A 26,996-nucleotide genomic window follows, 5' to 3' on the forward strand; every position below is an offset into this window, starting at 1 on the left:
TATCACGGAGCTGTGTGTTGACGTTCCGTTTGTGTCATTGCAGGAATATCCAACCGGTAAAAGGCGATGGCGTTCTCGCCGAGAATGGCTGCTTGCTCTGAGGGCGTCAGGTGCGCGAGCAGCTCATCCGTGGTGCTGCACCAGCTGGCGTAATCGCCCGCCAGCCGCAACACCGGCCAATCGCTGCCCCAGATCAGCCTGGAAGGGCCAAACGTGGACAGCAGATGCTTCACATAAGGTTGCAGTGTTTCGGTATGCCAATCGGGCGCAGCTTCGGTGGCCAGCCCGGACAACTTGCAGTGCACATTGGGCAGATCGGCCAGCCCGGCGATCAGATCGGCCCACGGCTCAAATTGCTGATCGCGAATGGCGGGTTTGGCCGCGTGATCCACCACCACGCGCAGTTCCGGGTAGTGGCGAGCCAGCGTGAGGATGTGCGGGATATGGCGCGGCAAGATCAGCGCATCGAACGCCAGATCGTGCTTGATGAGGGCGCGGATGGCCGGTTCTAGCTTGGGCTGCAGAATCCAGGTGTCATCTGACATGCTTTGCAGCATGGGTCGCACACCTTTGAATTTCGGCTGCGTCGCCCATTTGGCGATGCGGATGGGCGCATCGCGCTCGGCCAGGTCCATCCAGCCGACCACGCCTTTAACAAAGTCATAGCGCTGGGCCAGGTCGGTCAGATACAGGTTTTCGATGACCGAAGCGCGGGTCTGGATCAGCACGGTGCCGTCGATATGGTTGGCCGCCAGCAGGGGTTGCAGGTCAATCGGGCGGAAGGTGCGATAGATCGCGCCCAAATCTGGCGTGGGCCAGTCGTAGCCCGGTAAAGACAAGTCCCAAAAGTGCTGGTGGGCATCGATCCGCATGGCGTTACGCTCCCCCTGGCACTGGCGCAGCGGCGGCGATCAAACCACTTGCTTTGAGTACGGTCCAGAATTCGCCAGGAATGGCTTGTTCAAACCAGGCACAGTTCTGCTGCAATTGCGCCAGGGTTTTGCCGCCGGGAATACAAGTCGCCACCGCTGGGTGGGCCAGCGGAAATTGCAGCGCGGCAGCGGGCAGCGGCACGGCATATTCATCGCACACGCTTTGCAGCGCATCGACGCGAGCGAGTACAGCTGCAGGCGCATCGGTGTAGTTGTATTTGCGGTTGCCGGTGAGCACGCCCGAGTTGAATGGCCCACCGAGGATGATCCCCACGCCGCGCGCCACACAGTCATCCAGAAACGGCGACAGCGTTTGTTGTTCGAGCAAGGTGTAACGGCCCGCCAGCAGGCAGCAATCCAGATCAAATACCTGCATCACGTCGTGCACCACTTGCCACTCGTTCACGCCCAGCCCGACTGCGGCAATCTGACCGCCGCTGCGCAATTCATCCAGCGCCTGCAAACCCCCACCGGCAGTCAGTTGCGCGAAGTAATGATCGTGCTGGTCACCGTGGGTATCGCGGCCAATGTCGTGCACCAGCAGAATGTCGATGCGATCCATGCCCAGGCGTTGCTGGCTGTCTTCAAACGAGCGCATCACGCCGCTGTAGGAATAATCGTAATGGGGCAAGAACGGCAGCGGATTCACCCAGCCGTTTTCGTCACTCACCGCTTTGCCAGGCTTCAGTAAACGGCCGACTTTGGTTGAGAGCACAAACTGGTCACGCGGGCGCTGGCGCAGCATCTGGCCAAAACGATGTTCGGATTTCGTATAACCGTAGTAGGGCGCTGTATCGAAGTAACGCAAACCGGCATCCCACGCGCCGTTGATGGCGGCGAACGCTTCTTCGTCGCTCACATCGCGATACAGCCCTGCCAGCGGCGCACCGCCCAAGCCAAGGGCAGTCACCTTCAGGGCGCTACGGCCAAGCGCGCGTTGGTCGGTGATCTTCATTGCGCCACCTCAGCGGTTTGGGTGGTGGTGGCGAGGGTAATGCGCGCTTCACTTTGTCGATCAAACAAATAGATTTTGCCGGGCGCCGCAGTCAGCAGCAGTGCGTCGCCGGGTTGGGCGTTGATCCGCTCATGCAGCGTGGCGCAGATTTCGGTCTCGGCCAGGCGCATGATCAAATGTGTATCGGCGCCGGTCGGCTCCACCACCCGCACCTTGGCGCTCAGGCCCGACTGCGCACTCAGGCGCAAATCTTCTGGCCGCAAGCCCAGCCATACAGTCTGACTGGTTTCGCCAACTTGCGTGGTGGCCACCTGAATGGTCTGGCCGTCATCCAGATTCACCCAACTGCTCTGCCCGTCGTGGCGCAAAGTGCCGGGCAAGAAATTCATGGCGGGTGAGCCGATAAAACCGGCGACAAACTTGTTGGCCGGGTTGTCGTACAGCTCCAGCGGCGTGCCCACTTGTTCGATCAAACCATCGTGCAGCACCACAATGCGATCAGCCATGGTCATGGCTTCGATCTGGTCGTGGGTCACATACACGGAAGTGGTTTTCAGTTGCTGATGTAGTGCCTTGATATCGGCGCGCATCTGCACACGTAACTTGGCATCCAGGTTAGACAGCGGCTCATCGAACAAAAACACCTGCGGATCGCGCACGATGGCGCGGCCCATAGCAACACGTTGACGCTGGCCACCGGACAAAGCGCGAGGGAAGCGCTCCAGCAAGTGGGACAGCCCCAGCATCTGCGCTGCGTGATCCAGCCGACGCTTGATTTCGTCTTCCGGTTGTTTCTTGAGACGCAGCGCGAAGGTCATGTTTTCGCCCACGGTCATATGCGGATAAAGCGCGTAGTTCTGAAACACCATGGCGATATCGCGATCACGCGGCGGCAGTTTGTTGACCACTCGGTTGCCAATGCGAATCTGCCCTTCGGTGATGTCTTCCAGCCCCGCCAACATGCGCAACAGCGTGGACTTGCCGCAGCCCGACGGCCCCACCAGCACCACGAATTCGCCGTCAGCAATGGCCAGATCCACGCCGTGGATGATGTGCGTATCGCCGTAGCTTTTCTTCACTTGCGTAAGGGTTACTGATGCCATTTGCTTCGTGATCCTTGGCTGTAGGGTGCGCATTGATGCGCACCGTGACCGCTGAACGCGTTCGCATGCAGGGCATGCAAACCCTACGGTTATCTTCTAAATCGTTACGCCGCCATCAACCGACACTGCGGTGCCGGTAACAAAACGTGATTCGTCGCTGGCCAGGTAGACCAGCAACGGCGAGATATCGTCCACCGTCGCCAGTCGCCCCATGGGTTGGCGGGCGATGAAGTCTTTTTCGGCCTGCACCGGGTCTGCTGCACTGGCGATGCGATTGCGCAGCGAAGGCGTATCCACCGTGCCAGGGCAGATGCAATTGCTGCGGATACCTTGTTTCACGAAATCGGCCGCGACCGCCTTGGTAAAGCCGATGACGCCCGCCTTGGTGGTGCCGTAAACAAAGCGGTTGGGAAAACCCTTCAGACTGGACGCCATCGACGCCATGTTGATGATCGAACCACCGCCGTTTTCCAGCATGGCGGGCAAAAACGCCCGCGTAACCCGGAACATGCTGGTCAGGTTCAAGTTAATGCTGAATTCCCAGTCCGCTTCGCTACACGCCAGAATCGAGCCGTTGTGTACGAAGCCGGCACAGTTGAACAACACGTCAATGGTGCCGATTTCGACTGCGATCTCGCTCACGGCAAGGCTGTTGCAGACATCCAGCACGCGGGTGGTGATGTTGGCGTGGTCCAGTGTGGCCAGCGCATCGGCGTTCAAGTCTGTCGCCCACACCTTGGCGCCTTCAGCGGCGAAAGCCAGCGCTGCGGCCCGGCCCATGCCTTGGCCTGCAGCGGTGATGAAGGCGGTTTTGCCGGTAAGACGGTTGGACATGCTGTTTCATCCTTCAAAAGCTTGTTTTGTTAGTGCCTTACGGCACCCATGAAAAGCGTTTGATACCCGGCGGTGGCCGGGAACACGTTACTTTTTCTTGCTTCGCCAAGAAAAAGTAACCAAAAAGAAGGCGACCCCGCTGCAACCCACTCCCCGTTAACTTCGCATCATTGGGGGGGTACCCCCAAGGGGCACCCCGCTGCCGCAAGGGGCCCAGATCAAAAGCCGTGCCCCTCGGGGGTACCCCCACAATGCTGTTACGCGCATCGGATGCAAGTTGCAGGGGGAAACGAACCGTTTGTTTGCCGGGCACCTTTACGCGCATCCTGCGTTCCCTCGGTCGGCCGGAGCCTAAGGTCTCCGGCTCTCGGTCGGCGTGTTCAGTTGCTTTGTTTGTCCACCAAAAAACATCGGGCCGTAGGCTGGATTCGGCGTAGCCAATCCACCATTTGCAAACCCAGACCCGTCTATTCGTAGCCCCGTAGCCCGGATGAAGGCCGATGCTCGGCCTAAACGTGAGCGAGAATCCGGGGTTGCAACGCATCAACCGGCCACTGACCTTTGCTTTGGCCGACCATGCTCCCGGATTCCTACTTCGTTTCATCCGGGCTACACGATCACACCCGCCGGATCGGCAAACATGACGGCCCGATCGGCTCAAAACTTTTGTAGGTCAGAATGAATTCCTGATGGCCCAGCGATTCGGACTTGCTGGCCTGGCCGTTAGCCACCCGGCCTACCAGATCAACAATCTCGCCACCCAGTTCATCGAGCGTGGCTTCGCCGTTAAGCAAGCGCCCGGCGTTGATATCCATGTCTTCAGCCAGCCGCTCGTAGGTCTGCGGATTGGCGCAAATCTTGATCACCGGCGAGACCGCCGAACCCACTACCGAGCCGCGGCCAGTGGTGAACAGCGTGATATGCGCGCCGCAGGCGATCAGTTCCACGATCTCGGCGTTGTCGGAGATATTGGGAAAGCCAAAACGCACTTCGCCATCGGGCACCACATCCAGCAGATACAAGCCGCCGGTAGGTGGCACGTCACCAGGTTTAATCAGGCCAGCGATGGGCGAATCGCCACTCTTGGCATAAGCGCCGAGCGATTTTTCTTCCTGCGTGGTCAGGCCACCGTCGGCGTTGCCAGGCGCAAAACTGCCGTGGCCGAGCGTGGCGTAGTATTTGGCGGCTTTGGCAACGGCGTTGACGATTTCATTGCCCAGTTCCGGCGTGGCGGCGCGGCGCTGCATGTGAAATTCACAGCCGACCAGTTCACCGGTTTCTTCAAAAATACAGGCCGAGCCGTTGGCGATCAGCGTATCGAAAGCGCGCCCGACAGCCGGGTTGGCGGTAATGCCGCTGGTGCCGTCCGAGCCACCGCAAATGGTGGCAACCACCAGTTCATCCCAAGCCATCGGCACTTGGGTTTGCGTGTTGAGTTGATCAAGCGCCCATTGCACCCACTCAACGCCTTGCGCGATGGTGCTGCGGGTGCCGCCTTTTTCCTGGATGGTGAGCGTATGCACCGGGCGGTCGCTGGCAGCGATGTGGCTATCCAGCCCGCGCTTGTCAAAGCTCTCGCAACCGAGCGACACCAGCAACACCGCACCGACGTTAGGGTGCGTACCCAGCTGGCGCATGATCTTGTCGGCGTAGCCATTGGGATAACAGCCAGGAAAGCCAATCAGATGCACTTCTTGCCCGCGAAAATGTTGGACGATTTCGCTGGCGACAAAGTGCGCGCACTCCACCAGATAGGCCACCGCCACCACATTGCGGATGCCTTTGCGGCCATCGCTGCGCGGCCAGCCTTTGAGCGCAGGCAGGACGGTTTCAGTGTTGGTGGACATAGCTGTGCCCCTCTTCGAGCGTGTAAGTGGGCAAATAATCGCTGGTCAGATTGTGCGTGTGGATATGTTCACCGCGCGCAATGGCCTGGGTGGCGCTGCCGATAATGGCGCCGTAGCGCAGTATTTTTTCGCCTTGGCCGATATCATGCCGCGCCAGTTTGTGGCCGATGGCAATTGCATGCGGAATGCGTACGGTGACGCTTTCCACCAATACTGTTTCGCCCGCTGCCAATGGCGCGCAGACAATCAGACAATTGTCTTGAGGCCCGATCAGCAACAAGCGGCGATCGGTCAGCAAAGTTTCAGAATTTGCCATGTTGCAGATACGCCTGTTGTGGATCGACACCCGCCAGAATGGCCGTTCGCACTTTGTTTTCTTTGCCGATGGCGGTTTCCGCCTCGCGCACAATTTCGTCCGCCAGCGCGCCGGGTAACACAATCGCCCCGTCACGATCCGCGCACAGGTAATCGCCGGTATGCAGCGTGACCTCGCCAATGACGACCGGTTGGCCGAAGTGTTCCGGCAGCCAGTAACCAACTACATCGACCGGCGTGGTGTGACGGCACCACACCGGGAATCCCAGCTCCAGAATGAACGCGGTGTCACGGCAACCACCATCGACCAGCGCGCCAGTCAGTCCTTTGTATTGCAGCGTCTCGGCAGATAACTCGCCCATGAACGCCGCGTGATGATCGTTAGGCTGGATCACCAGCACATGGCCACTTGGCGCACGGGATAACAGGTTGGTCCAGGCCCGCAGCGTGTCATGCGCCGGGGCCGGGGTAGGCTGACCTTCAACAGTAAACACCGGCCCGGCCAGCCGCGTGGTGGCATCCAGTGGGTGTATCTGCCGCGGCAACACAAAGTTGCGCATCCCGGCGGCACGCATGACGTCATGCAGCACGCCGGTATAACAGGCGGCGAGGCGCTGGCTGAGTGGATCAGGCTGCTGCTTGGTCACTGCGCGGTATCTCCGGTTGTTGCACCAGCTGCTGGAAGTTGCGGTCGATTTGCCTGTTTGCAGTAAATCAACTACACCCGTTGTATACTTGGCTCGAAGGTCCATTGGTCTGACCATTGAGCCAAAGATTAGGTAGCATGGTGGGCGGATGTCAAGCGTTTTGTAGCGATTTTTTAATGACTACAAAATGCTGCATCGCAATGATTTGACAACAAAAAACAGCAAAACCAAGCGAGTGGAATATGGCGCATCGCCTGCCGCAGATTGAATCCAGAAGACTGTATCGCCAGATCGCCGAATTGATCGGACGCCATATTGATAGCGGCCAGTTTCCGCCGGGCAGCCTGCTGCCAGCCGAGCGTGAACTGGCGCAACAACTGGGCGTGAGCCGGGCCTCGGTGCGTGAAGCGCTGATCGCGCTGGAGGTAGAAGGGCGTGTCACCGTCAAGGTGGGAAACGGCGTGACCGTGCTGGAGAAAACGGTTCAGACTGGGGCCTCGGCGGAGAACAACAAAGCGCTGGAAGCGGTGCAACAAAACGGCTGGCCAGATGTGGGTCCGCTGGAGTTGCTGGAGGCCCGTATCCTGGTGGAATCTGAATCCGCCGCACTCGCTGCCAAACGCGCCACCCAATCGGATATCAATTTGCTGGAGCAATATCTGGTGGAACTGGCGGACGAACACCGCCGTTTGCACCACATTCAGCCTGCCGACCGTCGGTTTCATATGAAGATTGCCGAGATGAGCGGCAACCAGGCGCTGGTGCATCTCACCGAGCAATTGTGGGATCAACGCGGCAGCCCGGTGTTTGCCCGGTTTGAAGATCACTTTGTGACGCATCGGCTGTTTGAAGATACCAGCCAGGATCACCGGCGCATTCTGGATGCCATTATCAGCCGCGACAGCACGGCAGCGCGCACGGCCATGCGGCGGCATTTGAGTGACGTGCGCAAAGCTTTTTTGCGCGGATTATCGGGCAACAAGACTGAAGAACAAGCTTAGTCCGGATAGATGAACTGGCGCATCAGCGCCGGGACTGCTGAACAGATGCAGCGCCGTTTTACTCGCGCTATGCTGCGGCTTCTTGTCGATTTTCTGGTCGCCCGACCCGTCACGCTGATGTCCGCTTTGCCTGCTACTACCTCGCAACCGATTTACGTCGTCACTCTCGCGGTGATTCGCCACCAGCAATTGCTGTGTGTGCGCAAACGCGGCACCACGCGCTTCATGTTGCCCGGCGGCAAGCCGGAAAGCGGTGAAACCGCCGTTGCCTGCGTCAGCCGTGAAGTGCAGGAAGAACTGGGTTGTTTGGTGCTCACCGATACCTTGCACTACGTGGGCGAGTTTGCCAGTGCTGCCGCCAATGAGTCGGGGCGCCTGGTGCAGGCGCAGGTTTACAACGGGGAAATCGTCGGTGATATTCAGTTGGCGGCAGAAATTGAAGAATATCGCTGGTTGCCACTTAATGGGCCTTGGCCGGTGCCCATGGCGCCATTGCTGCAAGAGCAGGTACTGCTGGCGCTGCAGCAAGTTTGAAGCAACTGTTGGCCGGTCTTTGAATCAAGTGTGATGAGCGGGCCTGGTGAACCGGTGTGGTGGCAATTGTCCGCAGACAGCCTGGTTGGCCACCTGACAAACTCACTGCTTTGTCATTGGCGATGAGCGAGAGCAGATCATGCAGGTTCTTTTGATTGGCACCAATCACATGCAGCAGGCCGACAGTTTGATGTACCGCCAACTGCGTGGCGTGCTGCAGCAGCTCCAGCCAGATCATCTGTTGCTCGAAATGCGCCAGGAAGATATCCAGCATGACCCCGCAATGCTGGCGCCGTTTTACGGGCCGGAAATGATCCTGCTGGCGCAACAGTTCCGCAATATCGCTCACGGTTTCGACTGGTTAGGCGATGCCATTGTTGGCAAAGCGATTCCGCCTGGCCACATGGATGAACAACAGGCGTTGTCGGCCGATTTGGGCGGCGATGATCTCGCTCCCGCCGGGCGCGAGTTTTACAGCGCTTTCAATGCTGAGCTGGAACCGTTTCTGCGCGATGATGATTTGTTCATCATGAATCAGCCCAATGCGGTGGCCGTGGCGGGACGGTGGATCAATTTCTACAATTGGTGCACCGGTCGCTTTGCCCCGCTGGCGGCTTTCTATCGCAAACGCGTGTTGCGGATCGACGCCAATATCGCTGATTTTGTCCAAGGCAAAGTGCACCAGCCGGGCAGCATTTGCGTGGTGATTGGCTTGTCGCATTTGCCGCGGGTCAAGGCCGCTTTGCAGCAACGCTTGCCTGGCGTGCAGACGCGTTTACTGGGTGAGGTTGCCCCGCCATCCGTAGTGCTCTGAGTCGTTTGCGACCGTAGCGTTAATCAGGACAAAACAGCATGAAAGCACTGGTGTTTGAACAATTTGGTGGCCCGGAGGTTTTGCAGTACCGGGAGATTCCCGATCCGGTGGCAAAAGACGATGAAGTGATCGTGCAGATGAAAGCAATCGGCCTGAATTTTGCAGATATCTATCGCCGTAAAGGCAATTACCATCTCGCTGGCCAGCCGCCTTATATCCTGGGTTATGAAGGCGCCGGTGTGGTGGTTGCTCGCGGCAAAAACGTGCAAGGGCTGCAGATTGGCCAGCGCATTGGCTTTGCCGACGTGCCACATGCCAACGCTGAATTGGTGGCGGTGCCGCAAGACAAGGCGATTCCTTTACCCGAAGGCACCGGCTTTGAACGGGCGGCGTCTGTGCTGTTGCAAGGGCTGACTGCGCAGTATCTGGTGAATGATAGCTATCCGGTAAAACCAGGCGACGTGGCGCTGGTTCATGCGGCAGCGGGTGGCGTGGGGCAATTGCTGACGCAAATGATTATTGCCTTGGGTGGTTCGGTGATCGGCCTGACTTCATCGCCCGAAAAAGCCGTCGTGGTGCAGGCGCTGGGTGCCAGCAATGTCTTGCTTTATAAGGATGACTGGCCGCAGCAAGTGCTGGCACTGTGCGGCGGCGTAAACGTGGCTTATGAGTCGGTCGGGTCGACGCTGATGCAAAGCTTTGCCGCCACCCGTAAACGCGGCACTGTGGTGTTCTTTGGCATGGCTGGTGCAGACCCCGCGCCGATTGATCCGCGCATGTTGATGGATACTTCGCAGACCCTCACCGGCGGAGATTTGTGGAACGTGCTGACCAGTTACACCGAACGCACACAACGCGCCGCCCGGCTGTTTGAGTTGATTGGCAGTGGCAAGATCAAGGTAAGTCCGCCCGCAGTATTTGCGCTGCAAGATGGCGCTGCTGCACATCAACTGCTGGAAAGCCGTAAAAGCACTGGCAAGATACTGCTTATTCCTTAAGCGGGCGGGGCGGATTGTTGTTGCGATTCGCCCTCACAACAGTGCTTTCACCTGCTGGCAAGTCTCGCCAATTCCCGCTTGAACAATCACATCAAAAAACCGGTCCAGCCGCGTGTCGCTCAGGTTGATCAAACCGCAGGGCACGCCCGCGCGGGCGGCCTCAACCGGAATCAGATTGACCGGGCCAACCTCCAGCGAAGAACCCATGACCAGCAGTAAATCGGCGTTAACGGCCAGATCAAACGCCGGGTCGATCAATGGTACCGCTTCGCCGTAAAGCACCACATCCGGCTTGAGCGCGGCATCGCATTCGCGGCAAAGTGGTAGCGGATTAGCCTGCACATAAGCCAGATCGTGCGTCGTCTGGCAGTTCAGGCAGGTCGCGCCCATCAAGGTGCCGTGCATTTCCAGCACTTCGCGGCTGCCGGCTTTGTGATGCAGGCCGTCGATATTCTGGGTCAGCACGCTGATCCGTTTGCCTTGTTCTTCCAGCCACGCCAGAAACTCGTGTCCGGCGTTAGGCGAATATTGGCCAGCCAGCTTTAGTTTGAAAATCTCGCGAAACGCATCCCAGAACCCGGCAGGGTCGGCGTAGAAGTAATCGATCGACACCACGTCGGCAAAGCTGCGGTTCTGTGTGAACAAACCGTTGGCCGAGCGAAAATCCGGAATGCCCGACTCGGTACTCATTCCCGCACCGGACAGTACGGCAATATGGTTGGCGTTGGCGATCAACGTGGCAAGGCGGGAGAGGTTGTCCATGGCAGTCAACAGGCGTGGGCTAAAGTGGCAGTTTAGCCAAAGCGGGCGATATGGTGTGGGGCAATCCGGCGGCTTGACTGGCAGTTTAAAACGCTGCGCTAAGGCCGGCCCCCAATTGGTTTGCAGGTATGCCTCATGTGATGCTGCGGGCAGCCCGGCTCGTTCAGCCTTGTTCAACCTCAACCCGGAATACCCATGGCCCGTTCTCCCGCACTGCTGCAGATGTGGCAACGCTGTTCCAGACTGCCTGCGGGCAACTGGCTGTTTTCGTGGCTGGTGTGCCTGAAAGCACCGTACTTTGGTTCGATCTCGCCGCGTTTTGATGTACTGGAGCCGGGCAAAGCCCAGGTTTCGATCAAGAAACGGCGCAAAGTGCAAAATCATATCGGCACGGTTCATGCCATCGCCATGTGCAATATGGCCGAGCTGGCTGCTGGTACGATGACCGACGTCACCATCCCGGTCACGCACCGCTGGATTCCCAAGGGCATGACTGTTGAGTACCTCAAGAAGGCCGAAACCCATCTGCGCGCCGTTGCTACGGTCACCGCGCCTGCCGATTGGGGCACAGGGATGGACTTGCCGGTGAAGGTGGAAGTGCTGGATAGCAATGAGCAACTGGTACTGCTGGCGACGGTGACCATGTGGGTATCGGCAAAAAAGAGCTGAACCAAACGGGAATGTGACTGCGCGGAACCGGGCCGCCGCGCGTTAAAATGGCGTTTTGCGACCAGCCTTGCACCATGACCGAATTTACCCAAACCCATGAAGCCATCCTTGCAGCAACGCAACGCTGGCTCACCCGCGCCATCATCGGTCTGAACCTGTGCCCGTTTGCCAAGAGCGTGCATGTGAAGCAGCAGATCCGTTACGTGATCAGCGATGCCACTGATGCCGAAGGCGTCGAAGCAGCCCTGGAGCTGGCTTTGCTGGAGCTGAACGATAGCGATCCGGCCGACGTAGATACCACCTTGCTAATCCTGCCCGCCGCATTTGCCGATTTTCTGGATTACAACGATTTTCTGCACCAGGCCGACCGTTTGCTCAAGCTGATGGGCTTTCAGGGCAAGTACCAGATCGCCAGCTTTCACCCGCAGTATCAGTTTGCGGGCACCGAAGCAGATGACATCGAGAACTACACCAACCGCGCGCCGTATCCGACTTTGCATTTGATCCGCGAAGCCAGCATCGAACGCGCCGTGGCGGCTTTTCCCGATGCATCGGTCATTTACGAGCGTAACCAGGAAACCATGCGCCGGATCGGGCTGGATGGCTGGCGCAAGTTGATGAGTGCCGACGAGCCGGATTGAGCGTGACCTGAGTACCACCAACCGTAACCCCCGATGAAGTGAAACGAAAATCCGGGGGTGCAATGCAGAAACACAGCGCAGGCCCTGGATTTTGGCTGTGGAGGCCGCCCTGAGGCGCCCGCCGTATCCGGGTGTGGCGGGCGCAAAGTGCAGATGCTTTGGTGCTGTTGCCTGGATGCCTACTTGTCTTTCAAATAAAGCCGGTCATCAAACGTAGCGACCCATTGCGGGAAATAAACCACCAGCAAGGTCATGACGATGCCGCTGGTAAAGGCTTCCGGCCAGCCCATCAACAGGTAGTAGGGTAGTTGTTCGTCAACCAGAAAACCCAGGTCATACACACCGCTGGCCGCCAGCAGGCCGCAGGTGAGCAGCCCCACGCACCACATCGACAAAGCGCCCGCCGCAAAGCTGTTGACGAAGATATAGGTGAAGTAGTTGATGGGCATTTTCTTTTGGGCAAACCGCAGCAATTGCCAGGTGAGCGTGGTGGGAACAGCCGCCACAATCAGCCACGACAAACCCATGCTGGCCCAATCGCCATGCCCATCGTAGATATCTCCGCCCAACGCCACCGCCAAGCCCAGCCGCGCCCGATCCGGTCCGGCGATCAACGTTAACGCGGTGGCGCCGATCAAATGAAACGCCAGTCCGGGCTGGATATTGGCTTTCATTTGCCAGGCAATCAGCACGGCCACCGTGCCGCCAAACCAGCAGGTCAGTTCTGACTGCGGCAACTTGAGCCACGGCACTTGCCACGCCGAGCGGGCCAGCAAGCAGGCGCACAGCAGCCATGCCGTAATCAGCCAGGAATCGGGAAAATGCGCGGCGACCAGGTTCATGGCATCAGGCCAGGTGAATGCGCCACTGTTTGTCCACGATGTCTGCCAGTTGCGTCAGACGGCCATGGAAAAAATGCCCGACACCTGGCACCACAATAATCGGCAATTGTTGCGGACGCGCCCAATCGAACACACCAGCTAATGCCACCACTTCGTCCTCCTCACCGTGAATCACGATGGTGTCGGCTGGCACGTTGGGAAAAGCCTGACGAGTTACCGATGGACCGATCAAAATCATGCCTTCGACTTCGTCATCACCCAGGCGCTGGCGAAACTGCGATTGCACATAGGTACCAAACGAGAACCCGCTCAGCAGCACTTTGGGCAGGTATGGATATTCGCTGCGGGCATGCGTCAGCACCGCCGCCATATCGTTGGGTTCTTCCACTCCGCGGGTATGTTCCCCTTCAGAGTTGCCCACGCCGCGCAAATTGGGGCAGTACGCCACGTATCCCAGTCGCGACAAGGTTTTGGCTACCGTCGTCACAATCTTGTTGGTGAACGTGCCGCCTTCCAGCGGGTTGGGATGCGCCACCAGCGCAATGCCTCGTGTTTCGGGCTGCGCGGATTCCAGGCGCAGACATTCCAGGTTGCCCGCTGGGCCAGTGATGTTGATTTGTTCGAAGGTGGGTGCTTTGCGGGGGATGGTCATGGTGGTGGTGGGTTGGGCGGGGAAGGGAGTATTTTAGCGCAGGAGGGGATTATGTAGGGCGGGTGCACGCTGCCGTTGCGGATTGGGGTGAATATCAACCGCTAAAGCCAAAGCTTGAGTGCCTTCGGCACGGTGTGAAAGGCGTTTGATACCCGGGGGTGCCCGGGGGCACGTTTCTTTCTTTTGCGTCGCCAAAAGAAAGAAACCAAAGTCCCGCAGAGCGGGATCGCAAAAAGGCGACCCGGGCGCAAGCGCCGACGGGATCCGAAGTCAAAAGCAGAAACGAACCGTCTGTTTGCTTGGGGTCTTTACGCCCATCCTGCGTTCCCTCGGTCGGCCGGAGCCTAAGGTCTCCGGCTCTCGGTCGGCGTGGTAAGCATGGATGATTATTCTGGAAGAAACAGCAATATCAGTTCCCCTCTTTTTCAAAGAGGGGCTAGGGGAGATTGGTTTTTGGGTGGATCAGACAGCAATGGTGAATTCCATATTGCAGCCATCTCCCCCAGCCCCTCTTCCAGAAGAGGGGAGCTAAAAGCAACAGCACTGCAACAGCAACAGCAACAGCAACAGCAACAGCAACAGCAACAGCAACAGCAACAGCAACAGCAACAGCAACAGCAACAGCAACAGCACGAAACCCTTGCAGACCAATCACCTTGTCATTCCAGAGGGAATGACGAAATGGTGGAGGCAAAGGTGCATGAGGAGTTGAATCGCAATCGCTCGCCAACAGACGAAGTGCTCTTCCTCCCCTGTCAGGCGCCAAGCGAAGCGAGATTGAACCGGGGTTTCGGGTGACGCCTGTCCGACGCCCGCGTGCGGGCTAGTTCGTCGACCCGCCGGGGCAATCTTGCGAAAGCGCGGGTATCCAGCCGCAGGCTGGAAGCCGGTTCGGGGTCGCCTTCTTTTTGGTTATTTATCCCGGTTTACCGGGACACTTTCTTGGCGAAGCAAGAAAAAGTAACGTGTCCCCGGTCACCACCGGGTATGTAAATAGCCGTGCCGACGGTACTCAAGCGTTTGGTGCTCGGCTAATAAAAAGCACCGGGGAGATTAACTCCAGAAATCCTCGCCCAACAAACCTAAACCAACCCCATATCCACCGCCCGGACCCCCGGAAAAACCGCATCCAGCTGTTTGCCTGACAATCCATACATATGTCCGAACATCCCACCCAACATGCTCCGGTAATCATTCAACACCGGCCAGTCCCGATTCTGGAACAGCGTCGCAATCGACACCGCACTTTGCTGGCCAGCGATCTGGCCGCCACGAATGCCGCCACCCATTACCCAATACACACTGCCATGGCCGTGGTCGGTGCCTTTGTTGCCGTTTTCACGGAAAGTCCGACCAAACTCCGAGACCACAACCACGACAGTTTTTGACCACGTATCGCCGGTTTCCTGCGCAAATGCCGCAAGACCTTTTCCCAGATTGTTGAGATTGGTTGCCAGTGCACCATTGGCGTTGCCTTGGTTGACGTGCGTATCCCAGCCGCCGACATCCACAAACCCCAGCCGATACTGTTCGCGCATCAGTTTCCCCATCCGGCGGGCCTGATTTTCAAAGGCGGTACTGGACGCGGCGCCGCGGTTGGCGGCGGTCATTTCGTCTTGCAACATTTTGGCCACGTCCTGACGCAGGTTCAGGCCTTCGTGCACCTGTTGGGCGAGCGCAGTGTTGGAGTACATGGCAGCCAGCAGTTTTGATTGCCGCTCATCAAACGGGCTGTGATTGGCGTCTTGCAAAGCCACGTTGGGGATATTGATGCCGCCGCTGCAGCAGATCGGCAGCGTGCCAGTGAAAGAAATCGCCGGTATGCCCTGGATTTGCGCGGCCAGGCGATTGATAAACCCGCTCTGATAATCACGGTGCCCGCTCACCGGCTGGCCCAGTTCGATACTGTCTTGGGTTTCAAAGTGGCTGCGGGTCAGGTCGTCGGTACCGGCAAAGGGCACGAAGGCGATTTCGGAGCGTTGCCATAACGGGTAGAGCGAATCCTTCAGTGCTGGATGCAAACCCCAGTCAGTGGATAGCGGTAACGCCTGAGTTTTGGCAATCGAGATATTCGGGCGCACGCTGTAGTAATCGTCGCTGCTGATCGGCACCAGCAGGCTGGATGCGTCGTAACCACCGCGCAAAAACACCAGCAAAAACCGGGTGTCGGTGTTGCTGGCAGCGGCGAACAGCTTGCCGGACCAGCTTAATGTGGTCGCGCCAGCTGCCAAGGCCATCAGTTGCAATACGCGGCGGCGTTCGGGGGAGAAATCGGCGATGGCGTCAGTCATACATGAACTCCGGCGATGACAGCAGCAACATGTTCCATTCTTGCTGGGAGGCGGCTTGCGTCAGCGCGTTGCGGGTGGTGTCGGAGACGTACGGATCAAACAGCTGGTAATAAAGGCGGTTGTTCAGCATCGGAAAGCCGGTGCCCTTGCTGCCATCGGGTTGGTCGAACAAACCGGCGTTACCGGAGCCGATGGCCCGGGCAATTTCAAAGCGTTTTACCATCTGGCCCGAGCTGGACCATGCCTCGGCGGTGAGCGGATAGCCGTCTGGCGTGAGGCGGCCATATAGCGGCTCGCCCAGATTGTTGAGCCAGTTCACTTCCGGTTTCAGATTGATGATCTGGCGGCCGTCATAAGCCAGCCGCAATGCCGATACCGTATACGCCATCGGGTCTTTGAACTGCTTGCCCAGTGACGCGGTGAATTCGCGGCTTTGCAGCAGTGTTTTGAGGACGGCGGCAATGTCGCCATCCGTGTGTTGCCAGGTTTTGGCCATTTGCTCGACCACGTGTTCGGGCGGGGTTTGCGCCATGAAATAGGTGGCGATCTTGCGGCTGACAAACCGGGCGGTGGCGGGTTGGTTGGCCAGAATGTCGGCAACTTGTTCGATCTCGGCAAAGCCTTTGCCGTCGATGGTCTGCCCCAGAAACTGCTTGCTGCCAAAGTCGTGCCGTTGCGGGTTGAATTCAAACGCGCCATTGCGCACCAGATAAGCCGCCAACTCCGGTTTGACCTTGGCCGGTTGCGGATTGAAGTTGACGCCCAGGCCGGTAAACACGCGGGCCAGTTCCTGCACATCTTGCTGGGTATAACCGCTGTTCACGCCCATGGTGTGCAGTTCCATGATCTCGCGGGCGTAGTTCTCGTTGATTTTGCCGACGGCGTTTTGCGCGTTATCCAGATACACCAGCATGGCGGCGTTGGTCATGGTGGCCAGTAACAAATCGCGAAAATGCCCCAATACATGCGGGCGGATAGCGGTTTCTTCGTAATCCGGGATCAGATTACGCAGGTTGTTCTTACCCGCGTAAACACTGAAATGGTTGAGCCAGAACCAGTTCATGCGCTCTTGTAATTGGTCGGGCGAATACAGATCACGCAACAAATGACGCTGCATGGTTTCTTGCAGCAGATCGTTGCCCAAGTCATTGCGGGCTTTTTGCAGCGCCTGTTTTTGCTCGTCTGTGGTCGCGGTTTTGAGTTGGTCGTTGATATAACGCCAGTTGTTTTCCAGCGTCAGTGGCGTTTGCTGGTCGACCCACAATCCAGCAATTTGCTGTTTGACGGGCGCAGGCAGGTCACGGTCACCATGCGGATGCAGTTGTTCATCCAGAAAATTCGCGCGGCCCAATTTGCGATACCGCGCCACGGTGGCGCTGTCGGCGCCCCAAGTTACGCGTTGCAGCCAGTTCAGATCGGCTTGCGGCAAGTCTGACGACGAATCGGCCAGCGTGCCCGAGCTGTAGATCAGGCTACCCAGCGCCAACGCGCCAGCAAGAAAAGGGCCGGTTTGGAACATGCGTTCGTATCCTTGATCTGCGAGATCGCAATAAACATTCAACGGTTGGCTGGCCCCGACGATGACCGCCGCATGTAACGGACAGTAAGCAAGCTCACACATAGCCTTGCGGCCAGTCCACCGGGCGAAAGCACGCGCTCTGCGCTTATCGCAATGGCCTGTCCGTTAGCTGCTCTACAATGCGAAAGCCAGCCTTTACACATTTTTTACCTTCGACTAACCCTGGCTTAAGTCGATTTGCGGCAGACTTCGGGCCGTGGCTGTGATCTATACACTTGTAAGCAGCGAGTCCTGTAACAGGTTGGCGTGCGCCATCGGTATTAGTGCCGGATGTCGCGCCGTAAACTGGCTCCGCTGCCTGGCGTTGATCAATTCGCACCGTTGTTCCATACGTTTTAGAGCCGCTCGCCCCATCGTCCCGGCTGTTGCCGGGTTGCAAGCAGAGTAACAAGCGCCCGCTTTACCGGCACAAGAAGTCCGGACGGCAGCGCGAGTGGTTATTAAGCCCGTTGAAGGGCCGCACCGGATAACACTGGATTACCTCATGTCTGCTGACCAGCACCAAAACCCGCCTGTAGTTTCCGCTTCCAGTTTTCAGCCCCAGTCCCGTCGCCGCGTGTGGCCGTGGCTGCTTGCCGCCGTGGTGGTGGTGGCCGGTGCCGGGTACTTCATCCATAACGCCAAGCCAGGCGCTGCGGCCCAGGCCGGCGGTGGTCGTCGCGGGGGTGCGGCTGGAGCGGGCGGGGCGCCGATGCCGGTGCAGGCGCGCAAAGTACATGCGGGTGATCTGAACGTTTATCTCACTGGCTTGGGTACTGTGACGCCAGCCAATAGCGTGATCGTGCACACGCGGGTCGATGGCTTGCTGCAAAAAGTGTTGTTCACGGAAGGCCAGGTAGTGAAAGAAGGTCAGGTGCTGGCGCAGATTGATCCAGCGCCGTTTGCCGTTACCGTCGCGCAAGCACAAGGCCAGTTGCTGCGCGATCAAGCGCAATTGCTGGGTGCCCAACAAGATCTGGCGCGTTATCAGACGCTGCTGACGCAAGAATCTATCTCTAAGCAACAGGTTGATCAGCAACAGGCGCTGGTCAAGCAATACGAAGGCACGGTCAAGGCCGACCAGGCGGCGGTGGATAGCGCCAAGTTGCAGTTGTCGTACACCAAAGTGACCGCGCCTGCGTCCGGCCGTATCGGTTTGCGCCAGGTCGATCCGGGCAATATGGTGCATGCGGCGGATACCAATGGCTTGGTGGTGATTAACCAGGTCACGCCGATTTCCGTCATGTTTACCATTCCCGAAACCAACCTGCCGGCGGTGTTGCAGCAGGTCAACAATGGCCAGACGCTGGCGGTAGATGCCTTTGATCGTGGCCAGACCATCAAGCTGGCGAGCGGTAAATTGCTGTCACTGGATAACCAGATCGACACCACTACCGGCACGGTGAAACTGAAAGCCGTGTTCCCGAATACCGATGGTTCGCTGTTCCCCAACCAGTTTGTGAACGCGCGCTTGCTGGTGGAGACGCGCCATGACGCCACCATTTTGCCGAGCGCCGCCGTGCAGCGCGGTACTGCGGGCACCTTTGTGTTTGTGGTGGGCGATGACCAAACCGTCTCGGCCCGGCCGATTACGCTTGGCCCAGTCGATGGTGACAATGTAGGTGTGGAGTCTGGCCTCAAGCCCGGCGAAACGGTGGTGATCGACGGCGGCGACAAGCTCAAGGAAGGCTCGCCGGTTGAGGTGATCTCGCCCAATGCGAGTGGTGTGGCAGGACAAAAGCCGCATGCGCATCGTGGTAGTGGCCCGCACGGCATGCGAGCCAGTGGCGCGTGGAAACACAAGCAGAGCCAGGAATAAGGCGATGAGTCGGTCTGATCGTCCCCTGTTCCGGAGCCATAAATGAATCCCTCACGCCTGTTTATTCTGCGGCCAGTAGCAACGTCGTTGCTGATGGTCGCCATCTTGCTGGCCGGTTTGGTGGCCATGCGCTTTTTGCCGATTTCTGCGTTGCCGGAAGTCGACTACCCGACCATTCAGGTGGTAACGCTATACCCTGGCGCCAGCCCGGACGTCACAACGTCATCGATTACCGCGCCGCTCGAACGCCAGTTCGGGCAGATGCCTGGGCTGAACCAGATGTCGTCGGTGAACTCCGGCGGTGCCTCGGTTATTACTTTGCAGTTCAATCTGGCGATTGGCCTGGATGTGGCTGAACAAGAAGTGCAAGCCGCGATCAACGCAGCCAGCAATTTGTTGCCGACCGATCTGCCGATGCCGCCGATTTACAGCAAGGTGAATCCGGCCGATACGCCAATCATGACGCTGGCAGTGACCTCCGGCACCATGACGCTGCCCAAGGTCGAAGACCTGGTGGATACGCGACTGGCGCAAAAGATTTCGCAATTGCCGGGCGTAGGTCTGGTGAGTTTGTCCGGCGGGCAACGTCCGGCGGTGCGGATTCAGGCGAATCCGCAGCAATTGGCATCGTACGGGCTGAATATCGAGGACGTGCGCACTGCCATTGGCAACGCCAATACCAATCAGGCCAAGGGCAGTTTTGATGGCCCGATGCGTGCCTCAACCATTGATGCCAACGACCAGCTCAAGTCGGCGGCCGAGTACAACAGCCTGGTGCTGGCATACAAAAATGGCGCAGCGATTCGCTTGTCGGATGTCGCAACCATTGTCGATGGCTCCGAGAACACCCGCCTGGCGGCCTGGGCCAACGAAAAACCGGCCATTCTGGTGAATATCCAGCGCCAGCCTGGGGCCAACGTCATTCAGGTGGTCGATAGCATCAAGCAACTGCTGCCATCGTTGCAGGCTACGTTGCCTGGCGCGGTGCAGGTGCAAGTGCTGACTGACCGTACCACGACCATCCGCGCATCCGTGCTGGACACCATGTTTGAACTGCTGCTGGCGATTGCGCTGGTGGTGCTGGTCATCTACGTGTTCTTGCGCAACGTGCCTGCCACCATTATCCCGAGTGTGGCAGTGCCGCTGTCTTTGGTGGGCACATTTGGCGTGATGTATATGTGCGGGTTCTCGATCAACAACCTGACGCTGATGGCGCTGACTATCGCCACCGGTTTTGTGGTCGATGACGCCATCGTGATGATCGAAAATATCTCGCGTTATATCGAAGAGGGCGAAGAGCCGATGAAGGCTGCGCTCAAGGGCGCCGAGCAAATTGGCTTCACCATTATCTCGCTGACTTTTTCGCTGATCGCCGTGTTGATTCCGCTGCTGTTTATGGGCGATGTAGTGGGGCGCTTGTTCCGCGAATTCGCCATTACCCTGGCGGTATCGATCCTTATTTCTGCAGTCGTCTCACTCACGCTCACGCCGATGATGTGCGCGCGTTTGCTCAAGCACACGCCGGAAGAAAAACAAAGCCGCTTCTATCACAGCATGGGCGCGTTCTTTGATAACGTCATTGCCCGCTACGGCAAGATGCTGACCTGGGTGCTGGACCATCAGCGTATGACGCTGACCGTTGCAGTGGGCACGATTGCGCTGACTGCGTTGCTGTATGTGTTCGTGCCCAAGGGTTTCTTCCCGGTGCAGGATACCGGCGTGATTCAGGGTATCTCGGACGCTTCGCAATCGGTGTCGTTTACCGCGATGGCGCAGCGGCAGCAGGCGCTGGCTGATGTCATCCTGAAAGACCCGGATGTGGATTCGCTGTCTTCGTTTATCGGGGTAGATGGCGTTAACGCCACGCTCAACAGTGGCCGTTTCTTGATCAACCTGAAGCCGCACGATCAGCGCAGTTCGTCTGCTACCGATGTGATTCGCCGCTTGCAGCCGGAAGTAGCCAAGGTCGAGGGTATCTCGCTGTTCATGCAGCCGGTGCAGGATCTGACCATTGAAGATCGCGTAGCGCGTACGCAGTATCAGTTCACGCTGCAAACTGCGGACATCAACCAGCTGAGCGAATGGACGCCCAAGCTGGTAGCCAAACTGGCCACGCTGCCGCAACTGGCGGACGTGACCAGCGATTTGCAAGACAAAGGTTTGCAGGCGTACGTGGATATTGATCGCGACGCGGCAGGGCGCCTGGGCATTACCCCAGCGGCGATTGATAACGCGCTCTACAGTGCCTACGGCCAGCGCATGATTTCCACTATCTACACCCAGGCCAACCAGTACCGCGTGATTCTGGAAGCCTCGCCTGAACAGGCTGTCGGTCCGCAATCGCTGGAGAATCTACACGTGGCTGGCACCAACGGCGTGCAAGTACCGTTGTCGGCGGTGGCCAAGGTGGTGGAGAAAAACACCCCTCTGGTGATCAACCATCTGTCGCAGTTCCCGTCGTCTACCGTGTCGTTTAACCTGGCGCCGGGCGCATCGCTGGGTGAAGCGGTGAAACTGATCGACCAGGCCGAGCAAGAAATCGGCATGCCAGCGGCGGTGGAAACCAGCTTTCAGGGCGCTGCGCTGGCTTTCCGGGCGGCACTGTCCAACGAGCTGTGGCTGATTCTGGCGGCGATTGTCACGATGTATATCGTGCTGGGCGTGTTGTACGAGAGCTATATCCATCCGATCACCATTCTGTCGACCTTGCCGTCGGCTGGTATCGGCGCACTGCTGGCGCTGTTGCTGGCGCGCACTGATCTGAGCGTGATTGCCATCATCGGTATCGTGCTGTTGATTGGCATCGTCAAGAAAAACGCCATCATGATGATCGACTTTGCCTTGCAGGCAGAGCGTGACGAAGGCAAGCCGCCGCGTGAGGCCATCTATCAGGCATGTTTGCTGCGCTTCCGGCCGATTCTGATGACCACCATGGCCGCGTTGCTGGGCGCTTTACCGCTGATGCTGGGCACGGGCGTGGGTTCCGAATTGCGTCACCCGCTGGGCGTAACCATGGTGGGCGGTTTGCTGGTCAGCCAGTTGCTCACCCTGTTTACCACGCCAGTCATTTACCTGTGGTTTGACCGCGTCAGCCTGCGTTTCCGTAACTGGAAGGCGCAACGCGACGGCGGCACCACTACCGCGTCAACGGACGTGCGCTGATGAGTTTTTCATCTACTTTCATCAAGCGCCCGGTTGCCACCACATTGCTGACCGTTGGTATTGCATTGGCTGGTGCCGTGTCGTTCCTGTTGTTGCCCGTGTCGCCCTTGCCGCAGGTGGATTACCCGACGATCTCTGTTTCCGCCAGCTTGCCCGGCGCTTCCCCGGATACAATGGCCGCCACGGTGGCGACACCGCTGGAACGTGCGCTGGGCCGCATTGCGGGCGTGACGGAGATGACGTCTTCCAGCTCGCTCGGTTCTACCCGGGTGACGCTGCAGTTTGATCTGAATCGCGATATCAACGGTGCGGCGCGCGATGTGCAAGCGGCCATCAATGCCGCTCGCAGTTTGTTGCCGACCGGCATGCCGAGCAATCCAACCTATCGCAAAGTCAACCCGGCCGACGCGCCGATCATGATTCTGGCGCTGACCTCGGACACCCTGAGTCAGGGCCAGATGTATGACGCAGCCTCGACCATCCTGGCGCAAAAGCTGTCGCAGATTGATGGTGTTGGGCAGGTGGACGTGGGCGGCAGTTCGCTGCCGGCGGTACGGGTGGAATTGAATCCGCTGCAGCTGAACCAGTACGGTGTGTCGCTGGAAACCGTGCGCACTGCGCTATCAGCCGCCAACGCCAATCGCCCCAAAGGACAGACCGAAGACGGTGATCGGCACTGGCAGATTTACGCCAGCGACCAGGCCAAAACCGCCAAAGAATATTTGCCGCTCATTGTCAGTTACAAAAACGGCAACGCGGTGCGCCTGGCAGATGTGGCCGAGGTTAAAGACTCGGTGCAGGATGTGCGCAACGCGGGTTCGGCCAATGGCAAACCTTCGGTACTGCTGATTTTACGGCGGCAGCCTGGCGCTAACATCATCGAAACAGTGGATCGGGTGAATGCTGAACTGCCGGGCCTGACGGCGCAAATTCCGGCGGCAATTAACGTCGCCGTAGCCATGGATCGCTCGCCGACCATCCGCGCCTCGCTGTCTGAAGTGGAGCGCACGCTGATCATCTCGGTAGCGCTGGTGATCATGGTGGTGTTTTTATTCCTGCGAAATGGTCGCGCGACATTGATTCCGGCGGTGGCCGTGCCGGTGTCATTGATCGCCACCTTTGCTGCGATGTATCTGTGCGGATTCAGCCTGAATAACCTGTCGCTGATGGCATTGACCATCGCCACCGGTTTTGTGGTGGATGACGCCATCGTGGTGCTGGAAAACGTATCCAGGCATATCGAAGAGGGCATGAAACCGTTCCAGGCAGCCATGGCCGGTGCGCGCGAGGTGGGTTTTACGGTTATCAGCATGAGCATTTCGCTGGTGGCGGTGTTTATTCCGATTTTGATGATGGGCGGGATTGTCGGGCGGTTGTTCCGAGAATTTGCGGTGACACTGTCGGTGGCCATTCTGGTGTCGCTGGTCGTTTCGCTGACCACCACGCCAATGATGTGTTCGCGCCTGCTGCGCGCCGAGCGCAAAGAACATGGCCGCTTGTATCGCCTGAGCGAACGCATCTTCAACGGGATGCAAAACGGGTATCGGCGCTCGCTCACGTGGATTTTGCTGCACGGCCCGCTGACCATGCTGATTCTGCTGATCACCATTTGCCTGAACGTGTATCTGTACGTGGTGATCCCCAAAGGGTTCTTCCCGCAGCAAGATACCGGCCGCATTACCGGCAACGTGCAGGCGGACCAGAGCATTTCGTTCCAGGCCATGCGCCTGAAAATGGCCGACTTTACCCGGATTGTAAAAAACGATCCGGCGGTCGATTCGGTGGTGGCTTATACCGGCGGTGGCCAGCGCAACAGTGGTTTCATGTTTGTCTCGCTCAAGCCATTGGCCGAACGCAAGCTCTCGTCCGATGCGGTGATTGCACGGCTGCGCGACAAACTGGCCAACGAACCGGGCGCGAAGTTGTTCTTGCAATCAGTCCAGGATATTCGCGTGGGTGGCCGAAGCTCTAACGCCCAGTATCAATACACCTTGCAAGCCGATGACCTGGCCGTGCTGCGCGAATGGCAGCCGAAAATCCAGAATGCGCTGGCCAATGTCGACATTCTCAAAGATGTAAACACCGACCAGCAAGACAAAGGTTTGCAGACCACGCTGACGCTCAATCGCGATGCCATTGCGCGGCTGGGGCTGACGGTGAGTCAGGTTGATTCGGTGCTCAATGACGCATTCGGCCAGCGGCAGGTCTCCACCATTTACCAGCCGCTAAACCAGTACCACGTAGTGATGGAAGTTGCCCCGCAATACTGGCAGAGCCCGGAAGCGCTAAAGAATATCTACATCATCAGCTCGACTGGGGCGCAGGTGCCGTTGTCGACCGTGGCAAGCTATGCGCCGACATTTACGCCGCTGGCAGTGAACCACCAAGGCGAATTTGTGGCGGCGACGATCTCGTTCAATCTGGACCCGGGAACGTCATTGTCTGAAGCGCAGACGGCCATTGAAGACGCCATGAACCGGCTGAGCGTGCCGTCGTCGATACACGGCAGTTTTGCCGGTAGCGCCGCCGCTTTCCAGCAGTCCAATGACTCTCAGAAGTGGCTCATTCTGTCCGCCATTGTGGCGGTTTATATCGTGCTGGGCATCTTGTATGAGAGCTACGTGCATCCGATCACCATCTTGTCGACGCTCCCTTCGGCAGGTGTCGGGGCACTGTTGGCGCTGATGTTGTTCAAAACTGAATTCACCATCGTGGCGTTGATTGGTGTGCTGTTGCTGATCGGTATCGTTAAAAAGAACGCCATCATGATGATCGACTTTGCGCTGGATGCAGAGCGTCGCCAGGGCATGAGTTCGCGTGATGCCATCTTTCACGCCTGCATGTTGCGCTTTCGGCCGATCATGATGACCACCATGGCGGCCATTCTTGGGGCCATTCCGCTGGCGCTGGGACATGGCGATGGCGCCGAGCTGCGTCAGCCGTTAGGCATCTCGATCGTTGGTGGTCTGGTGGTGAGCCAGATACTGACGCTGTACACCACACCCGTAATGTATCTCTACCTGGATCGTTTCCGTCTCTGGTGTTTGCGCCGCATGGGCCGCACTGAAACCCAAACGACCTTTGACGCGCAAAGTGGAGCAGGAGTCCGCTAAATGAACCGAAAACTACAAATCAGCCTGATGACCCTTGCCATCGTCACCGCCTTGACTGGTTGTGCCGTTGGCCCTGACTACAAAGGCGCGCCCCAGGTCGATGCTGGTACCGCGTTCAAGGAGGCGGCAGGCTTTAAACCAGCCAACCCGCAAGATCTGACACCGCGCGGCAAATGGTGGGAAGCCTACGGTGACCCGACGCTCAACGGTCTGATGGAACAAGTCCAGATCAGCAACCAGAACGTGAAGCAGTTCGAGGCGCAGTATCGGCAGGCCCAGGCCGCTGGTGACGTGGCCCGCGCCGCATTCTGGCCCACGGCCGGGCTGGATCTGTCCGCCGGTCGCAGCCAGAGCAACACCAGTACCGTGAGCGGTACCGGTGGAGCAGGCGCCACCACATCCAACCGCACCGCCATCAAGAACAACTATGGCACGGTGCTCGATGCCAGCTGGGAACCGGATATCTGGGGTAAGGTCCGCCGCCAGGTAGAAGCGCAAGACGCCAGCACGCAAGCCAGCGCAGCTAATCTGGCTGGGGCTTTGTTGTCGGCACAAGCCACACTGGCGCAGGATTATTTCCAGCTGCGCGTGCTGGATGGGCAAAAGGCGTTGTACGTACAGACCGTCGCCGCTTACCAGAAGTCGCTGACGCTGACGCAGAACCAGTACAAAGCCGGCATCGTGACACGTGCTGACGTGGCGCAAGCGCAAACGCAGTTGTATGCGGCGCAGGCTTCACTGACTGACTTGGGCGTTTCGCGGGCGCAGCTGGAACACGCCATTGCCATTTTGATTGGCAAGGCTCCGTCCAACTTCACGCTGCCAGAAGAAACCCTGGCCGCGAACTTGCCAGGTATCCCGGCCGGTTTGCCTTCTCAGTTGCTGGAACGTCGCCCGGATATCGCTGCGGCAGAACGTGCCGTCGCCCAAGCCAATGCCAACGTCGGCGTCGCCACTGCGGCTATGTATCCAGCGCTGACGCTCTCTGCCACCGGTGGTTATCAAGGCAACAACTTTGCCGATTTGTTTAATTTGCCCAGCCGTATCTGGTCGCTCGGGGCCGGGCTGACGCAGCCGATCTTTGAAGGCGGTTTGCTGCGTGCCGGTAAAAACGAAGCTGAAGCCCAATACGACGCGGTGGTGGCAGAATATCGCCAGACCGTGCTGGGTAGCTTGCAGGAAGTAGAAGACAATCTGGCCGCGCTGCGGATTCTGGAAGACGAAGCCAAAACCCAGGAAATGACGGTGCATGCGGCGCAAGATTCGGCCGATCTGGCGTTCAATCAGTACAAAGCCGGAACTGCGACCTATGTGAATGTGGCGACGACGCAGGCTGCGTTGCTGAACGCGCAAAGCAATGCGCTGAACGTGCGGCAGCGGCGCTTTACCGCCAACGTGTTGTTGATCAAAGCATTGGGCGGTGGCTGGGAAGCGTCTGAAATGACGCAAACCGCATCGGCAAAGTAAATCCGCAATACGCATGAACGTAGCAGCAAAAAAGCCTCCG

At 58.3% G+C, this 26,996-nt stretch carries 23 protein-coding genes; 11 read left to right on the plus strand and 12 right to left on the minus strand.

Going from position 1 to position 26,996, the window contains the following annotated elements; genetic code table 11:
* Positions 1-2 precede the first annotated feature (2 nt).
* From P4L78_RS03785 to P4L78_RS03815, 7 genes are all read right to left on the minus strand, one after another.
* Positions 3-872: an amidohydrolase family protein gene (locus tag P4L78_RS03785; RefSeq protein ID WP_309326998.1), complete on the minus strand. Its 870-nt coding sequence runs from the start codon at positions 870-872 to the stop codon at positions 3-5.
* Positions 873-876: 4 nt separating this feature from the next.
* The gene (locus P4L78_RS03790) at positions 877-1,887 is read right to left on the minus strand and encodes an aldo/keto reductase (RefSeq protein ID WP_283148843.1); all 1,011 of its coding nucleotides are present in this window, start codon (positions 1,885-1,887) and stop codon (positions 877-879) included.
* Positions 1,884-2,990: a sn-glycerol-3-phosphate ABC transporter ATP-binding protein UgpC gene (locus P4L78_RS03795; protein ID WP_309326999.1), complete on the minus strand. Its 1,107-nt coding sequence runs from the start codon at positions 2,988-2,990 to the stop codon at positions 1,884-1,886. Before P4L78_RS03795 ends, P4L78_RS03790 begins: the two co-directional genes overlap by 4 nt.
* A 96-nt stretch (positions 2,991-3,086) precedes the next feature.
* Positions 3,087-3,824: an SDR family oxidoreductase gene (locus tag P4L78_RS03800; RefSeq protein WP_283148845.1), complete on the minus strand. Its 738-nt coding sequence runs from the start codon at positions 3,822-3,824 to the stop codon at positions 3,087-3,089.
* A 617-nt stretch (positions 3,825-4,441) separates the two neighbouring features.
* Positions 4,442-5,671, minus strand: a complete 1,230-nt coding sequence (locus P4L78_RS03805; protein ID WP_309327000.1) for a UxaA family hydrolase — start codon at positions 5,669-5,671, stop codon at positions 4,442-4,444.
* On the minus strand, positions 5,655-5,987 hold the full coding sequence (locus P4L78_RS03810; RefSeq protein WP_309327001.1) for a UxaA family hydrolase: 333 nt from the start codon (positions 5,985-5,987) through the stop codon (positions 5,655-5,657). Before P4L78_RS03810 ends, P4L78_RS03805 begins: the two co-directional genes overlap by 17 nt.
* The gene (locus tag P4L78_RS03815; RefSeq protein WP_309327002.1) at positions 5,974-6,633 is read right to left on the minus strand and encodes an RraA family protein; all 660 of its coding nucleotides are present in this window, start codon (positions 6,631-6,633) and stop codon (positions 5,974-5,976) included. Before P4L78_RS03815 ends, P4L78_RS03810 begins: the two co-directional genes overlap by 14 nt.
* Before the next feature lie 242 nt (positions 6,634-6,875).
* Here P4L78_RS03815 and P4L78_RS03820 point away from each other — a divergent pair, with 242 nt between their 5' ends.
* The 4 genes from P4L78_RS03820 (at position 6,876) to P4L78_RS03835 (ending at position 9,980) form a co-directional block, all read left to right on the plus strand.
* Positions 6,876-7,634 carry a FadR/GntR family transcriptional regulator gene (locus P4L78_RS03820; protein ID WP_309327003.1) on the plus strand — a complete coding sequence of 253 codons (759 nt, stop codon included), beginning with the start codon at positions 6,876-6,878 and terminating at the stop codon, positions 7,632-7,634.
* A 9-nt stretch (positions 7,635-7,643) separates the two neighbouring features.
* Complete coding sequence (locus P4L78_RS03825; RefSeq protein WP_283148850.1) at positions 7,644-8,168, plus strand: NUDIX domain-containing protein; 525 nt, start codon at positions 7,644-7,646, stop codon at positions 8,166-8,168.
* Between the two features lie 139 nt (positions 8,169-8,307).
* Positions 8,308-8,982: a hypothetical protein gene (locus tag P4L78_RS03830; RefSeq protein WP_309327004.1), complete on the plus strand. Its 675-nt coding sequence runs from the start codon at positions 8,308-8,310 to the stop codon at positions 8,980-8,982.
* 38 nt (positions 8,983-9,020) lie between these two features.
* On the plus strand, positions 9,021-9,980 hold the full coding sequence (locus tag P4L78_RS03835; protein ID WP_309327005.1) for a quinone oxidoreductase: 960 nt from the start codon (positions 9,021-9,023) through the stop codon (positions 9,978-9,980).
* A gap of 33 nt (positions 9,981-10,013) precedes the next feature.
* Here the strand turns inward: P4L78_RS03835 and P4L78_RS03840 are convergent, their stop codons facing one another.
* Positions 10,014-10,742, minus strand: a complete 729-nt coding sequence (locus tag P4L78_RS03840; RefSeq protein ID WP_309327006.1) for an NAD-dependent protein deacylase — start codon at positions 10,740-10,742, stop codon at positions 10,014-10,016.
* A gap of 195 nt (positions 10,743-10,937) precedes the next feature.
* Here P4L78_RS03840 and P4L78_RS03845 point away from each other — a divergent pair, with 195 nt between their 5' ends.
* Both P4L78_RS03845 and P4L78_RS03850 read left to right on the plus strand, forming a co-directional pair.
* Entirely contained in the window at positions 10,938-11,411 is a 474-nt protein-coding gene (locus P4L78_RS03845) for a hotdog fold domain-containing protein (RefSeq protein WP_309327007.1), read from the plus strand.
* A gap of 74 nt (positions 11,412-11,485) precedes the next feature.
* The gene (locus P4L78_RS03850; protein WP_309327008.1) at positions 11,486-12,052 is read left to right on the plus strand and encodes a DUF1415 domain-containing protein; all 567 of its coding nucleotides are present in this window, start codon (positions 11,486-11,488) and stop codon (positions 12,050-12,052) included.
* Between the two features lie 179 nt (positions 12,053-12,231).
* Here P4L78_RS03850 and P4L78_RS03855 read toward each other — a convergent pair whose 3' ends face one another.
* Positions 12,232-12,894, minus strand: a complete 663-nt coding sequence (locus tag P4L78_RS03855; protein ID WP_283148856.1) for an energy-coupling factor ABC transporter permease — start codon at positions 12,892-12,894, stop codon at positions 12,232-12,234.
* A 4-nt stretch (positions 12,895-12,898) separates the two neighbouring features.
* Positions 12,899-13,546, minus strand: coding sequence for an alpha/beta fold hydrolase (locus tag P4L78_RS03860; protein WP_309327009.1), 648 nt, complete (start codon positions 13,544-13,546; stop codon positions 12,899-12,901).
* 378 nt (positions 13,547-13,924) lie between these two features.
* On the opposite strand from P4L78_RS03860, the gene P4L78_RS03865 reads away from it, so the two are divergent.
* Positions 13,925-14,344: a hypothetical protein gene (locus P4L78_RS03865; protein WP_309327010.1), complete on the plus strand. Its 420-nt coding sequence runs from the start codon at positions 13,925-13,927 to the stop codon at positions 14,342-14,344.
* Positions 14,345-14,628: 284 nt separating this feature from the next.
* Here the strand turns inward: P4L78_RS03865 and P4L78_RS03870 are convergent, their stop codons facing one another.
* Both P4L78_RS03870 and P4L78_RS03875 read right to left on the minus strand, forming a co-directional pair.
* Entirely contained in the window at positions 14,629-15,837 is a 1,209-nt protein-coding gene (locus P4L78_RS03870) for a DUF1501 domain-containing protein (protein WP_309327011.1), read from the minus strand.
* Positions 15,830-17,356, minus strand: coding sequence for a DUF1800 domain-containing protein (locus tag P4L78_RS03875; protein WP_309327012.1), 1,527 nt, complete (start codon positions 17,354-17,356; stop codon positions 15,830-15,832). The genes P4L78_RS03870 and P4L78_RS03875 overlap by 8 nt, the downstream gene beginning before the upstream one ends.
* 544 nt (positions 17,357-17,900) lie before the next feature.
* On the opposite strand from P4L78_RS03875, the gene P4L78_RS03880 reads away from it, so the two are divergent.
* Genes P4L78_RS03880 through P4L78_RS03895 form a run of 4 tightly spaced genes read left to right on the plus strand, consistent with a single transcriptional unit; the run spans position 17,901 to position 26,956 of the window.
* Positions 17,901-19,214 carry an MdtA/MuxA family multidrug efflux RND transporter periplasmic adaptor subunit gene (locus tag P4L78_RS03880; RefSeq protein ID WP_309327013.1) on the plus strand — a complete coding sequence of 438 codons (1,314 nt, stop codon included), beginning with the start codon at positions 17,901-17,903 and terminating at the stop codon, positions 19,212-19,214.
* Positions 19,215-19,256: 42 nt separating this feature from the next.
* Positions 19,257-22,376: an MdtB/MuxB family multidrug efflux RND transporter permease subunit gene (locus P4L78_RS03885; RefSeq protein ID WP_309327014.1), complete on the plus strand. Its 3,120-nt coding sequence runs from the start codon at positions 19,257-19,259 to the stop codon at positions 22,374-22,376.
* A complete protein-coding gene (locus P4L78_RS03890; RefSeq protein WP_309327015.1) occupies positions 22,376-25,489 on the plus strand; it encodes a multidrug efflux RND transporter permease subunit in 3,114 nt (1,037 codons plus the stop codon). Before P4L78_RS03885 ends, P4L78_RS03890 begins: the two co-directional genes overlap by 1 nt.
* Positions 25,490-26,956 carry an efflux transporter outer membrane subunit gene (locus tag P4L78_RS03895; protein WP_309327016.1) on the plus strand — a complete coding sequence of 489 codons (1,467 nt, stop codon included), beginning with the start codon at positions 25,490-25,492 and terminating at the stop codon, positions 26,954-26,956.
* Positions 26,957-26,996: the final 40 nt, after the last annotated feature.

Origin of the sequence: Silvimonas sp., assembly GCF_031291215.1 — a bacterium.
GTDB classification, from domain to species: Bacteria; Pseudomonadota; Gammaproteobacteria; order Burkholderiales; family Chitinibacteraceae; genus Silvimonas; species Silvimonas soli.